Source organism: Pseudomonas sp. TE3895 (genome assembly GCF_056278855.1).
Genome location: NZ_JBWBQE010000001.1, coordinates 345381 through 359129, shown reverse-complemented (window position 1 = coordinate 359129; position 13749 = coordinate 345381). Strand labels below are relative to the sequence as shown.

General features: G+C 61.3%; 11 protein-coding genes. 7 read left to right on the top strand and 4 right to left on the bottom strand.

The window, feature by feature from the left end; genetic code table 11:
• Positions 1 to 4 precede the first annotated feature (4 nt).
• Together msbA and hldE are read left to right on the top strand one after the other, a co-directional pair.
• Entirely contained in the window at positions 5 to 1813 is a 1809-nt protein-coding gene (msbA, locus tag ACZ889_RS01595; protein ID WP_003249447.1) for a lipid A export permease/ATP-binding protein MsbA, read from the top strand.
• A 130-nt stretch (positions 1814 to 1943) separates the two neighbouring features.
• Positions 1944 to 3365: a bifunctional D-glycero-beta-D-manno-heptose-7-phosphate kinase/D-glycero-beta-D-manno-heptose 1-phosphate adenylyltransferase HldE gene (gene hldE / locus ACZ889_RS01590; protein ID WP_003249449.1), complete on the top strand. Its 1422-nt coding sequence runs from the start codon at positions 1944 to 1946 to the stop codon at positions 3363 to 3365.
• Between the two features lie 81 nt (positions 3366 to 3446).
• Here the strand turns inward: hldE and ACZ889_RS01585 are convergent, their stop codons facing one another.
• From ACZ889_RS01585 to ACZ889_RS01570, 4 genes are all read right to left on the bottom strand, one after another.
• Entirely contained in the window at positions 3447 to 4415 is a 969-nt protein-coding gene (locus ACZ889_RS01585; RefSeq protein WP_003249451.1) for a hypothetical protein, read from the bottom strand.
• A 58-nt stretch (positions 4416 to 4473) separates the two neighbouring features.
• On the bottom strand, positions 4474 to 5286 hold the full coding sequence (locus ACZ889_RS01580; RefSeq protein WP_004577389.1) for an aldo/keto reductase: 813 nt from the start codon (positions 5284 to 5286) through the stop codon (positions 4474 to 4476).
• Entirely contained in the window at positions 5283 to 6458 is a 1176-nt protein-coding gene (locus ACZ889_RS01575) for an NAD(P)/FAD-dependent oxidoreductase (protein ID WP_003249456.1), read from the bottom strand. Before ACZ889_RS01575 ends, ACZ889_RS01580 begins: the two co-directional genes overlap by 4 nt.
• Positions 6459 to 6546: 88 nt before the next feature.
• Positions 6547 to 6879 carry a DMT family transporter gene (locus ACZ889_RS01570; RefSeq protein ID WP_098089472.1) on the bottom strand — a complete coding sequence of 111 codons (333 nt, stop codon included), beginning with the start codon at positions 6877 to 6879 and terminating at the stop codon, positions 6547 to 6549.
• A gap of 86 nt (positions 6880 to 6965) precedes the next feature.
• Between ACZ889_RS01570 and ACZ889_RS01565 the strand changes: the two genes are divergently transcribed.
• From ACZ889_RS01565 to ACZ889_RS01545, 5 genes are all read left to right on the top strand, one after another.
• Positions 6966 to 7856, top strand: coding sequence for a LysR family transcriptional regulator (locus ACZ889_RS01565; RefSeq protein ID WP_003249460.1), 891 nt, complete (start codon positions 6966 to 6968; stop codon positions 7854 to 7856).
• 11 nt (positions 7857 to 7867) lie between these two features.
• Positions 7868 to 9139, top strand: a complete 1272-nt coding sequence (waaA, locus tag ACZ889_RS01560) for a lipid IV(A) 3-deoxy-D-manno-octulosonic acid transferase (RefSeq protein WP_476257137.1) — start codon at positions 7868 to 7870, stop codon at positions 9137 to 9139.
• A gap of 238 nt (positions 9140 to 9377) precedes the next feature.
• Positions 9378 to 11522: a type I secretion system permease/ATPase gene (locus tag ACZ889_RS01555; RefSeq protein ID WP_447810305.1), complete on the top strand. Its 2145-nt coding sequence runs from the start codon at positions 9378 to 9380 to the stop codon at positions 11520 to 11522.
• Positions 11519 to 12937, top strand: coding sequence for an HlyD family type I secretion periplasmic adaptor subunit (locus tag ACZ889_RS01550; RefSeq protein ID WP_476257136.1), 1419 nt, complete (start codon positions 11519 to 11521; stop codon positions 12935 to 12937). The genes ACZ889_RS01555 and ACZ889_RS01550 overlap by 4 nt, the downstream gene beginning before the upstream one ends.
• A gap of 26 nt (positions 12938 to 12963) precedes the next feature.
• The gene (locus tag ACZ889_RS01545) at positions 12964 to 13731 is read left to right on the top strand and encodes a hypothetical protein (RefSeq protein WP_144000472.1); all 768 of its coding nucleotides are present in this window, start codon (positions 12964 to 12966) and stop codon (positions 13729 to 13731) included.
• The last annotated feature ends 18 nt before the right edge of the window (positions 13732 to 13749 follow it).

The window sequence follows — 13749 nt, the reverse complement described above, 5'->3', positions numbered from 1 at the left end:
GATAATGGCCGAAACACCGCGACCAGCGGAGCACACCTCCAGCCTGAAGATCTACTTCCGGCTGTTGAGCTATGTGAAACCCTATGTCGGCATTTTCCTGCTGAGCATTGTCGGTTTCGTGATCTTTGCCTCGACCCAGCCAATGCTGGCCGGCATTCTCAAGTACTTCGTCGATGGGCTGAGCAACCCCGAAGCGGTATTGTTCCCCAACGTCCCCTACCTGCGTGACCTGCAATTGCTGCAGGCGGTGCCGCTGCTGATCATCCTGATCGCTGCGTGGCAGGGCCTGGGCTCGTTCCTCGGCAACTACTTCCTGGCCAAGGTCTCTCTGAGCCTGGTGCATGACCTGCGGGTGGCGTTGTTCAACAAGCTGTTGGTGTTGCCCAACCGCTACTTCGACAACCACAACTCCGGGCACCTGATTTCGCGCATTACCTTCAATGTGACCATGGTCACTGGCGCCGCTACCGACGCCATCAAGGTGGTAATCCGCGAAGGCCTGACCGTGGTGTTCCTGTTTGCCTACCTGCTTTGGATGAACTGGCACCTGACCCTGGTGATGGTTGCCATCTTGCCGGTGATCGCGGTTATGGTCAGCATCGCCAGCAAGAAATTCCGCAAGCAGAGCAAGAAGATCCAGGTAGCCATGGGCGACGTCACCCACGTTGCCTCGGAAACCATCCAGGGTTACCGCGTGGTCCGTAGCTTCGGTGGCGAGGCCTACGAACAGCAGCGATTCGGCCAGGCCAGCCAGAGCAACACCGACAAGCAACTGCGCATGACCAAGACCGGCTCGCTGTACACGCCGATGCTTCAGCTGGTGATCTACAGCGCCATGGCTGCGCTGATGTTCCTGGTACTGTTCCTGCGCGGTGAGTCCACTGCCGGTGACCTGGTGGCTTATATCACCGCTGCCGGCCTGCTGCCCAAGCCGATTCGCCAGTTGTCGGAAGTCAGCTCGACCATCCAGAAGGGCCTGGCAGGTGCCGAGAGCATCTTCGAACAGCTGGACGAAGCGCCTGAAGTGGACACTGGTACGGTCGAGAAGGAGCGCGTGGAAGGGCGCCTGGAAGTGCGCAACCTGAGCTTCACTTACCCGGGTACCGAGCGTGAAGTGTTGAGCGACATCAGTTTTGTCGCCGAGCCCGGGCAGATGATCGCCCTGGTCGGCCGCTCCGGCAGTGGCAAGTCTACCCTGGCGGCCCTTATTCCACGCTTCTATCACCACGACAAGGGGCAGATCCTGCTCGATGGCGTGGAGATCGAGCACTATCGCCTGCGCAACCTGCGTCGCCATGTTTCGCAAGTCACCCAGCATGTCACCTTGTTCAACGACACCGTGGCCAACAACATCGCGTATGGCGATCTGGCCGGCGCGCCGCGCGCAGACATCGAAGCCGCCGCGGCCGATGCCTATGCCAAGGAATTCGTCGACCGGCTGCCAAAGGGCTTCGATACCGAAGTGGGTGAGAACGGTGTACTGCTTTCCGGGGGCCAGCGCCAGCGCCTGGCAATTGCCCGTGCGCTGCTTAAAAACGCGCCGTTGCTGATCCTCGACGAAGCGACGTCGGCGTTGGATACAGAGTCCGAGCGGCATATCCAGGCCGCCCTGGACCACGTGATGCAAGGCCGTACCACGCTGGTGATTGCCCATCGCCTGTCGACCATCGAGAAGGCCGACCAGATCCTGGTGATGGACCAGGGCCGCCTGGTCGAGCGCGGTACTCACACCGAGTTACTTGCGGCTAATGGCCATTATGCCCGTCTGCATGCCATGGGGCTGGATGAGCCGGCCAAGGCCGATATCACCTGAACCCTCCTTGATCGGGGCCGTTATGGCCCCGATTGTCACGGGAATTTTCCAGGGATGATCTGGCCATAAAGCCATTGACTACCCTGTGCTAATATCCTGCCCCTGTTCATTATTTCCATATGGGTTGCCCATGAAGTTGTCCATGCCGCGTTTCGATCAAGCCCCGGTACTGGTGGTCGGCGATGTCATGCTCGACCGCTACTGGCATGGCGGTACTTCGCGTATTTCGCCTGAAGCGCCAGTCCCGGTGGTCAAGGTCGATCAAATCGAGGATCGCCCCGGCGGCGCGGCCAACGTTGCCTTGAACATTGCTGCGCTGGGCGCGCCGGCTTCGCTGATCGGCGTCACCGGCCAGGATGAGGCTGCCGACAGCCTGGCCAACAGCCTGCAGGCTGCGGGTGTCCGTTCGGTATTCCAGCGCATCGCGCACCAGCCGACTATCGTCAAGCTGCGGGTCATGAGCCGTCACCAGCAGCTGCTGCGTATCGATTTCGAAGAGCCGTTCGCCACCGACCCACTGTCGCTGGGCGCGGAGGTCGACAGCCTGCTCGAAGGCGTCAAGGTGCTGGTCCTGTCCGACTACGGCAAAGGTGCATTGAAGAACCACCAAAACCTGATCCAGGCGGCGCGGGCCAAGGGCATTCCGGTGCTGGCCGACCCCAAGGGCAAGGACTTTTCCATCTACCGTGGCGCCAGCCTGATTACCCCGAACCTCAGCGAGTTCGAGACCATCGTTGGCCGTTGCGTCGATGAGGCCGAACTGGTCGCCAAGGGCTTGCAGTTGCTGCAGGACCTGGACCTGGGCGCCCTGCTGGTCACCCGCGGCGAGCATGGCATGACCCTGCTGCGCGTTGGTCAGCCTGCGTTGCACCTGCCTGCACGGGCACGCGAGGTGTTCGATGTGACCGGTGCCGGCGATACTGTCATCTCCACCCTTGCCGCAGCCATTGCCGCGGGTGAGGACCTGCCCCATGCGGTGGCCCTGGCCAATCTGGCAGCGGGCATTGTGGTCGGCAAGCTGGGTACGGCTGCCATCAGCGCCCCTGAGCTGCGCCGGGCCATCCAGCGTGAGGAAGGCTCCGAACGCGGCGTGCTGGGCCTTGAGCAACTGCTGCTGGCCATTGATGACGCGCGGGCGCACAACGAGAAGATCGTCTTTACCAATGGCTGCTTCGACATCCTGCATGCCGGGCATGTCACCTACCTGGAACAGGCGCGGGCCCAGGGTGATCGCCTGATCGTTGCGGTAAACGACGATGCTTCGGTCAGCCGCCTGAAAGGGCCGGGCCGGCCGATCAACAGCGTTGACCGGCGTATGGCCGTGCTGGCCGGTTTGGGCGCGGTGGACTGGGTGATCAGTTTCCCGGAAGGCACCCCGGAAAACCTGCTGAGCCAGGTCAAGCCGGATGTGTTGGTCAAGGGCGGAGACTATGGCATCGACCAGGTGGTTGGCGCTGATATCGTCAAGGGCTATGGCGGCACCGTGAAGGTGCTGGGGCTGGTCGAGAACAGCTCGACCACGGCGATTGTCGAGAAAATTCGCAAGAACTGATCTGACCTTGGGGCCGTTGTGGCGGCCCTCGGCTGGGGCGGGTTTACCCGCCCCAGCAAGCAGGCGAAAGCTCCCGGGATGTCACTTGTTCAGCGAGGTCCGCGCCCGCTCCAGCAGCGCTCGCGCCTTGTCGCCAAACCGTTGCAAGTGCGACGCCCTTGCGGGCTTGCTTTCCACCAACCCCTGCTGCTTCACCCAATCCTTCCAGCGTACCCGTTCATCTGCCACCACCCAGCCTTCCTGCCGGGCAAAACTTTCTGCCAGGTACAGCCCACGCGTACTCGCCGGCACCAGCTCATCCTTTTTCAGCGTGTACAGCTCTGCCAGTGGCTGGCCGTCCTTCAATGGCATCAGGTACAGGTCGGGGCGTTTGCGGTTGAGCCGCGCCACCAGCTGGTCGCCCTCCAGCCGCTCGTCAACGTGGAACAAGCTGAGTTTCTTGGCGTCCCGGGGCACTTGCAGGCGCATGTCATAGATCAGCTGTAGCGAAGCGGTGGGCAGGTGCACATAGGCCCGTGGGCGCTCCAGGAGCATCAGCTTGCCGCAATGCACCGGGCGTGCGGCACCGGACTCCGGAGCCAGCACGAAGTGGGGTGTTTCGCGGTAGTGCAGGGCGGCGGCGTAGGGGATGGGCAGCCAGGTGTCGTTGAAGCGCCCGCCCAGCCAACCTTCCGGGGTTTCCAGCAGGCACTCCTCGGCCACTTCCTGTACGGCCGTGTGCAGCGGCAGGTTCAGCTCCTGCGCCGGTACATAACCGGAAATCAGTTTCAGTACCACATCGCCACGGTCTTGTCGGCGCTGACGCACCAGTACCCAGTAATCGCGGTTCTGCCAATGCAGCGTGAGGCGCACTGACACGCCCAGGTTGGCCAGTTCGACCACGAAGTGTTGTGTATCGGGTAACTGGATGGCCTTGCGCCGTTGCTGGGTCTGGGCAAAGTTCAGCGGCATGCCGATGCTTTGGTAAATCAAGCCTTCGGGCGTGGCCTCGACATGCAGTGGCAGTGTCTTGAAGTTGCTCGGGTTCTTGCGGATCAGCGTTCGCGCCACGAGGCTCCTCCTTGCGTCGGGTCAGTCTCCAGTCCCTGAATCGGGAGCCTGAGGTAACTCAAGGCTGGCCCAGGATACGGGCGACGGTGGCCACGTTGTGGGCCAGGTGCAACGGGTTGATGGTGCCGACAATAGCACTGCTGACGCCCGGGTGGGCGAACAGCAGCTCGAAGCTGGCCTGCACCGGGTCGACGCCCGGGGCCAGGCAGATATGCCCGCTCGCCAAGGCCTTCTTTACCAGGATGGCCTTGCCGTGTTCGGCAGCGTAGTCCAGCACCGGGCGTTCTGCCTGTTCGTTGAGGTTGTAGGTGACCATGGCGCAGTCGCCTTGCTCCAGTGCCTTCAGGCCGCCGGCGACGGTCTTGCCGGACAGCCCGAAACCGAGGATCTTGCCCTCCTGCTTGAGTTCGGCCAGGGTCTGGTAGACCTCCTGCTGTTCGAGGATGGCCAGGTCGTTGCCGTCGGAATGCACCAGCACCAGTTCGATGCGGTCGGTTTCGAGCCGGCGCAGGCTGCGCTCCACCGAGCGGCGGGTGTGGGCAGCGCTGAAGTCGAAATGCGACAGGCCTTCCTCGAACTCTTCACCGACCTTGCTGACGATTACCCATTCATCACGTTGGCCGCGCAGCAGCGGGCCCAGGCGTTCTTCGCTACGGCCGTAGGCCGGGGCGGTGTCGATCAGGTTGATGCCAAGCTCGCGGGCCTGGGCCAGTAACAGGCGGGCTTCCTCATCGCCGGGGATCGTGAAGCCAGTGGGGTACTTCACGCCCTGATCGCGGCCCAGCTTGACCGTGCCGAGGCCCAGTGGAGAGACCGTGAGGCCAGTGCTGCCCAGCGGGCGATGGAATGCGTGCAGGGTTGGCAGGCTCATGGCAGCAACTGCTCCCAGGCCGGTACGCTCAGTGGAGGGCGTGGGAGGTCGGCCAGGTCGGCCTGTGCTTGTGGACGAATGCCGTCGCGCTCCAGGTGGCTGATTACCCGGTCGCTGAAGTCCGGTGCCAGTGCCAGTTTGGTTGGCCAGCCCACCAGCAGGCGCTGCTGGTCGGCAAGGAAGGCGTTGTCCGGGCGTGCCAGGCCGGATTGTGCAGGCTCAGCGCGGTCGACGCGCAGTGTGGCCCAGCGCACCAGGCTCTGATCGACCCAGGGCAGCAGGTTGGCGATTTCCTTCTGCGCTGCAGCAATCTGCGCTGCCGGCTCGCGCGCCACGCCATCGGCTTCGGCCAGGTCCCCACCGAGGTACCAGACCCACTGGCCATCGGCTGCCGGATGGGTGGTCACCGTTACCCGCGGCTTGGGCCCGCCGCCGAGGCAGTGGGCGTACAAAGGTTTCAGGTTCGGGCCCTTGGCCATGACCATGTGCAGCGGGCGGGTTTGCATGGCCGGCTGATCCAGGCCCAGCGCCTGCAGCAAGCCTTCGGTGCCGGCTCCGGCACTCAATACGATGCGCTGGGCACGGATTTCCCGGTCGTCCACGCGCAGGCCAACCAACGCATTACCTTCACGTAAGGGTTCGATGCGTTCACCTGCCAGCAAGGACTCGCCGGCCAGCTCGGCCAGGTTGGCCAGCAAGCTTGGGACATCGATCACCAGTTCCGCCAGGCGATACACCTTGCCCTTGAACGCGCGGTCCTGCAGTGCGGGTGGCAGCTGGTCACCCTTGACCTGGTCGACCCGGCCGCGCACGGCCTTGCTGGCGAAGAAGCTTGTGAGGTTGCCGGCCAAGGTGCCCGGCGACCACAGGTAGTGGGCATCGGAGAGCAGGCGGGTACGCCCGAGGTCGAGTTCGCCGTTGCCGGCCAAGGCCTCGCGCCAGCGGCGCGGCATGTCGGCGATGGCTTCCGAGGCACCGGTCAGGGCGCCGTGCAGGGCGTATTTGGTGCCGCCGTGGATGATGCCCTGCGACTTGATGGTCTGCTCGCCGCCAAGGCTGGCGCGCTCCACCAGCACTGTCGAGTAGCCCAGGCGGCGCAGGCGGGCATTGAGCCAGAGGCCTGCGACCCCGGCGCCGACGATCAGCACGTCAGTGGAAATGGCAGATGGCATGGCGGTACCTCGAAGACTGGGACAGCTGGCAAGTATACAGGCTATACCTGAGATGGCCCTATCGTCGGCGAGCCCCGCACACGGGCTCTCAATGCCCAGCGGTCTTCGAGAACAGCTGAATCACCACCACGCCACCCACGATCATGGCCATGCCAAGCATCGCCGGCATATCCAGCTTCTGCCCATAGATCAGCAGCGCCGCCACACTGATCAGCACAATCCCCAGCCCCGACCAGATGGCGTAGGCAATCCCCACCGGAATGCTGCGGACCACCAGCGTCAGCATCCAGAACGCAATGCCATAGCCAACCACCATCAGCAGCAGTGGCAACGGCGTGCTCAGGCCTTTCACCGCTTTCATCGAGGCGGTGGCGATGACTTCGGCGCAGATGGCAATGGCGAGGTAGGTATAGGCATTCATGGCGGGATCCTCCGTTACTGAGCGGGCATTCTAGACGTTGCCTGGATGGGGTAAAGTCATTACCTATCAATGTGGGAGATAGGTTGATGGCCGAGCAGTGGAACCTTGAACAATTGCGTACCTTTCTGCGCGTTGCAGAACTGCGCTCGTTCTCCGCGGTGGCACGTGAGCAGCACAAAGCCCAGTCGGCGATCAGCAGTGCCATCGCGCTGCTCGAAACCGACCTGGGGGTCACCCTGTTCGAGCGCAGCAGCGGCCGGCAGCCGAAATTGACTGAAAACGGCAGCGCCTTGCTGGAAGACGCCCGCGAATTGTTACGCCAGTGCGAACGCCTGGATGGCCGCGCCCTGGCCCTGATGCGCGGGCAGGAGGCCTTGCTGCGGGTCGCGCAGGACGAAGCCATGCCGTATCAGCCGGTGATCGACAGCCTCGACGAACTGGCTAGCCGCTACCCGTTCCTGGAGGTGCAACTGGCCAGCGGAGCCCAGGGCGATGTGGCGCGCAAGCTGGTGGAGCGGCGCGCCGATCTGGGCCTGTTCTTCCTCCACGAAAGCATCCCGGCTTCCTTGGAGCGCCGTGCGTTGGGCAGCGTGGAGATGGTCACGGTGTGCGCGGTCGGCCACCCGCTGGCGGGCGAAGGCCGGGTCACCCGCCAACAATTGGCCCGCCACCGGCAGTTGCTGATCACGCCACAACAAAGCGGTTACCCCGGCGGCGAGGCGATCAGCCCGCAGGTATGGCGTGCCGACAGTTTCTACGCCATGGCCGAACTACTGATGCGCGGCCTGGGCTGGGCCTGGTTACCCCGGCATGTGGTGCAGTACCCGACCTACCAGGCGCACATGGTCGAACTGGACAGCGACTGGCGGCCGCCGGCCTTGGTGGCAGAGCTGGCCTGGCGCCGCGATGAACCTCTGGGCCCGGCCGCGCAGTGGCTGGCCGAGCGCTTTGCAGTGCACCTTCGCGCGATCGGGTAGACTTAGCCGCCATGAACAGAACTCTCTATACCTTGCTGTTTCACCTGGGCCTGCCGCTGGTTGCGCTGCGCCTGTACCTGCGCGCGCGCAAGGCGCCGGCCTATGGCCAGCGCATCGGCGAGCGCTTTGCTTTCAAGCTGCCGGCCATGCGCCAGGGTGGTATCTGGGTACATGCGGTATCGGTGGGCGAGAGCATTGCTGCCGCACCCATGGTGCGTGCCTTGCTCAAGGCTTACCCGGAGCTGCCGATCACACTGACCTGCATGACCCCTACCGGCTCTGAACGCATTCGCGCCCTGTTCGCCAACGAACCACGCGTGCAGCATTGCTACCTGCCCTACGACCTGCCTTGGGCGGCGGGGCGTTTTCTCGATCATGTGCAGCCTAAGCTGGGCATCATCATGGAAACCGAGCTTTGGCCCAACCACATTCACCAGTGTGCCAGGCGCGGCATTCCGGTGGCGCTGGCCAATGCGCGCTTGTCTGAGCGCTCGGCCCGTGGTTATGGGCGCTTTGCCAGGCTGACCCGGCCGATGCTGGCCGAGATGAGCCTGATTGCCGTGCAGACCGAAACCGAGGCCCAGCGCTTCCGTGACCTGGGTGCACGCCCTGAGCGCGTGCAAGTCACCGGTTCGATCAAGTTCGACCTGACGATCGACGAACAGCTGCTGCCGCGCGCCAGGGCATTGCGTGAACAGTGGGGGGGCGGCCAGCGCCCTGTGTGGATCGCCGCCAGCACCCATGAAGGGGAAGATGCCTTGATCCTGCAGGCGCATCGGCAGTTGTTGCAGGTGCATGGCGATGCCTTGCTGATCCTGGTGCCGCGCCACCCCGAGCGCTTCAATGCAGTGCATGCGCTGTGCAGCGAGCAGTTCACCACCGTGCGCCGCTCTGCCGGTACGCTGGTCGATGCGCAAACGCGGGTATTGCTGGGCGACACCATGGGCGAACTGCTGTTCCTGTATGCCCTGGCCGACATTGCCTTCGTCGGTGGCAGCCTGGTGCCGACCGGTGGGCACAATCCGTTGGAGCCTGCGGCGCTGGCCTTGCCGGTGCTCATGGGGCCGTATGTGTTCAACTTCCTCGAAATCAGCGCGATGCTGCGCGAGGCGGGGGCGTTGCAGCAGGTGGATGATGCTGACGGGCTGGCTGGTGCGGTGCGCCGTCTGGTGGAACTGCCGCAGGACGCCCAGCGCATGGGCGAGGCGGGCAGGGCGGTGATGCGGGCCAATCAGGGGGCGCTGCAGCGATTGCTCGAGGGTCTGGGGGCCTTGATCCGCTGATAACCGACATATCCACTCAAAGACCCGGTCTAGAGTGGATATGTCTGATTCTGGTTATTTATTCCTACGGCGTAAGTTATAACTTCCTACGCTGGATTTCTCGCCGTTAGGAAACTTCCTACGAATAGACTTTAAAAGTCAGAAGTGTCACACGCTTGCGTCGGAAGCTTGTAGGACGTTTGTCCTATTGCTTCGGGCTAGTATCGCCTCATGTCCGGTTTTCATAAGAGGTGGCGTGATGGCTGATTTATCTGATGGCAATGCCAACACTATTGAAAGTGGGCTGGTGTGTCTTATCACGCTGGCGCGTTACCATGGTGTTGTCGTCTCTGCCGAGCAGTTGCAGCACGATCATGCAGCAGCGGGTGAGCGGTTCTCTACCGGCACACTACTTCGGGCATTTCAGCAACTTGGCCTCAAGGCCAAACACCGCAGCGTCGATCCGGCCCGGCTGCAGCAGACGCCCTTGCCCGCTATTGCAGTGGATACCCGTGGTGAATACTTCATCATCGCGCGCGTGGAGGGCGAGCAGGTTCTGGTGCAGGACCCGCATTCCCGCGCGCCGCAAGCGCTGACCCTCGCGGAACTGGTGGTGCGCTGGTCGGGAGAACTCATTCTGGTTCGCTCCGATGCCCAGTTGCCCCTCGGGCTGTCGCGCTTCGACTTTACCTGGTTCATTCCTGCCCTGGTGAAGTACAGGCGGCTATTTGGCGAAGTGCTCGTGGTTTCCCTGGTCATTCAGATACTGGCTTTGCTGACGCCTTTGTTCTTTCAGGTGGTAATGGACAAAGTCCTGGTGCATCGCGGTTTGACCACGCTGGATGTTATCGCCTTGGGTTTATTGGTCGTCGTTCTATTTGAAACATTGCTGAGTGGGTTGCGTACCTATGTGGCAGCTCATACAGCGTCAAGAATCGATGTCGAACTGGGTGCAAAACTGTTCAGGCATTTGATCGATCTTCCCACCGCCTATTTTCACGCCAGGCGAGTCGGTGACTCGGTTGCCCGAGTGCGAGAACTGGAGAACATCAGAAGTTTCCTGACCAACAACAGCATCACGCTAGTGCTGGATGTGCTGTTCTCGGTGGTCTTCATCGCTGTCATGTTCCTCTATAGCGGATGGTTGACGCTGGTCGTCGTTGGCTCGCTGCCTTTCTATTTTCTCGTATCCCTGGTCGTTACTCCGCTACTGCGGGCGTTGATTGATCAAAGCTTCCAACGCGGCGCCGAGAACCAGGCCTTTTTGGTCGAGGCGGTCAACGGCATCGACACACTGAAGTCGATGGCCGTGGAACCTCAGGTTACCCGGCGCTGGAATGATCAGCTGGCCGCTTATGTATCTGCCAGTTTCAAGACCCAGAACCTTTCCAGTCTCGCCAATGAAAGCGTCGGCCTGATCGGCAAGCTGGTCACGGTAGCCACCTTGTGGCTGGGGGCCCGGCTGGTCATCGAAGGCGCACTCACGGTGGGCGAGCTGATCGCCTTCAACATGCTCGCAGGGCGCGTGTCGCAGCCCATCATCCGCCTGGCCCAACTCTGGACCAGCTTCCAGCAGACAGGGGTATCGATTCAACGCCTGGGCGACATTCTCAACACCCGTACCGAGGTCAACCAAGGCAAGGGCACGGTGCTGCCCACACTTGTCGGGCAGATCGAGCTCGATCGTGTGTGTTTTCGCTATCGGCCGGACGGGGGCGAAGTGGTGCGCGATGTCAGCCTGAAGATCGCAGCCGGAGAAGTGATAGGCGTTGTAGGTCGCTCGGGGTCAGGCAAGAGCACGCTGACACGCTTGATTCAGCGGCTGTACTCACCCGAGCGGGGGCGGGTATTGCTCGACGGTGCTGACCTGGCGGTAGCCGATGTGGCGTCACTGCGTCGGCAGATCGGGGTGGTGTTGCAGGACAACGTGCTTTTTCGGCGCACCGTGCGCGAGAACATTGCCCTCGGCAACCCAGCAGCACCGCTTGAAGAAGTGATCGCCGCAGCGACACTGGCGGGTGCTCACGAGTTCATCCTCGAATTACCGGATGGCTACGAAACCCTGATTGGTGAGCACGGCGCCAGCCTGTCGGGTGGGCAGCGACAGCGCATAGCCATCGCCCGAGCGCTGTTCGGCAACCCACGCATCCTCATTTTCGACGAAGCCACCAGTGCGCTGGACTATGAGTCCGAACGGATCATCCAGCAGAACATGGCGCGGATTTGCGCGCAGCGCACGGTCATCATCATTGCCCATCGGCTTTCGGCAGTACGCCATGCCGACCGCATCGTGGTCATGGAGCGTGGGCAGATCATCGAGCAAGGGACTCATGATGAGCTGCTGGGTTATCCACAGGGCACCTATGCCTACCTGCATCAACTGCAGCTCGGGGCCGCCGTATGAGTGTGGCGTTCAAAGACCTTGCCGAGCGCTACCGGGATGCGTGGAGGACGGCATGGCGCAAGCGCCGGTGCATGGATGGCCCCGTACGTGAACCCGACGAACTGGCCTTTTTACCTGCGGCACTGTCCTTGCAAGAAACGCCAGTGCATCCCTTGCCGCGCTACCTGCAGTGGAGCCTATTGATGTTCATTGGGCTGGCGCTTGCCTGGGCTTGCATCGGTGAGATCGATGTCATCGCCAGTGCCGAAGGCAAGATCGTGCCCAGTGGCAGGAGCAAGTTGATACAGGCCAGCGAGGTCGCGGTGGTGCAGTCGATCCACGTCGTCGATGGCCAGCCGGTGCGCAAAGGTGATGTGCTGGTCGAGCTGGAAGGGCAGTTGACCGAGGCTGACATCAAGCGCCTGGGCAGCGAACTGCTGGCTGCACAGATCGACCAGGCCCGCGCCAGCACACTGCTGAGTGCGCTGGACGGCGATGTGGCACCTGCCTCCCTGGCACCCTTGATACCGCAGGCCACGGCCGCGCAGCAGGCAGGCGCGCAGCGCTGGCTGGAGGGGCAATACCTGGAGTTGCAGGCCACGCTGGAACAGGCCGATGCCGAAATCGGTCAACGCGCTGCCGAAATCCGTTCCGCCCAGGGCCGGGCTGACGCGCTCCAGCAACTGCTGGTGATCACCCGCCAACTGACGGCGGATTACAAGCTGTTGTTCAGCGAATCGGCCGTGGCCAAGCACACCTACCTGGAAAAGGAGCAGGCCCGCCTGGAGCAGGAACGCGAACTGGCACTCCAGCGCTCGCGCATCGACGAACTGAACGCTGCACGGCTTGCTGCTCAGCACCGCCGTAGCGGTGCCATTGCCCAACTGCGCAGAGCCATGCTCGACCTTCACGGTGAGGCGCAACGGCGCATTGCAACCCTTGAGCAGGAGTTGAACAAGGCCGAGCAGCGGCATCGCCTCAAGGTACTGACATCCCCCGTTGACGGCACCGTCCAGCAGTTGGCGATCCATACACAGGGCGGGGTGGTTACACCCGCGCAGACACTGATGGTCATTGTGCCGACGGGCGAGCCGGTGGAAGTGGAAGTGAAAGTCGAGAACAAAGATATCGGCTTTGTTTTTCCGGGTCAGCACGTGGAAGTGAAGATCGAGACATTCACCTTTACCCAGTACGGGGTTGTCCCGGGGGTGGTGGAGAGTATTTCTGACGATGCCATTGAAGATGAGAAGCGAGGGTTGGTTTATAGCGCTCGAGTCCGCCTGGGTAAGGAAATAATGCGTGTAGGAAAACAGGATGTTCCGTTGACGGCGGGTATGTCAGTGCGTGCGGAGGTTATTACGGATAAGCGCAAGGTTATAAGTTATTTTCTAAGGCCTTTGCGGCGACATGTGCAGGAAAGTTTAACGGAGCGCTAAGTGATTACTGGTGAGGGTGATAACAGATGGACGCGAATCGGCTACGAGAAAAAAGCGGCTGGAGAATGCTGTACGAAATTATATGGAATGCACTGAGGGTTAGCGCAGCGGTCGCGTTGTGTCTTCCCGCGAGCTGTGTTGCTTTAGCAGTGGCGACTGTTGCTTTAAGCGAGAAATCGAAGCCGGTCGCACCCCCTGCGCCAAAAGTATGTGGTGTGGTGTCCGGTGTTATGTATGAGTTTTCAAGCGAATATGTTCCTTTCTGGCCGGAATATGAGGATGAAGGAAATTATAAGAGAGGTTCTGGCGGCGTTGATAGAGGGTGTGAATCAAATTTATATTCTTTAAGTCTGGCCATGAACTGGCCTGAGTTAACGCCGGGAAACTATTTCTCAGAGACGTTTAGTGGAATCGTAGTGACGCTTGAACCATGGCCCGCTGGTGAGAGGGGACTGCGCGAAACCTTTGATTTTTTCATTTCCGAGGCAACTTATAAGCAGCGAGAGGCCAAGGTGTTTGATAGACAATTAGGTTTGAATCGAGTGGAAGGTGTTGATAGCGTTTTCCCCAATTCACCACGGATGATTTTCTGGTCTGAAAGAAATGGGCATATGGAGCAAATTGGAAGGTGTAGTTGGAGTAAGTATAGGTCTAAATACCATCGGTGTCATTTTAGATATTTGCTGGAGGGCAGTAAAACTATTGTAAAGATTGATTTTGGATGGGACAAATTAAGCGAGTGGGGTGAGATGGTGTCGCGTGTCAAGAAATTCTTGGCATCTAATGGGGTGTAAGGGTGATTTTTTAATGAT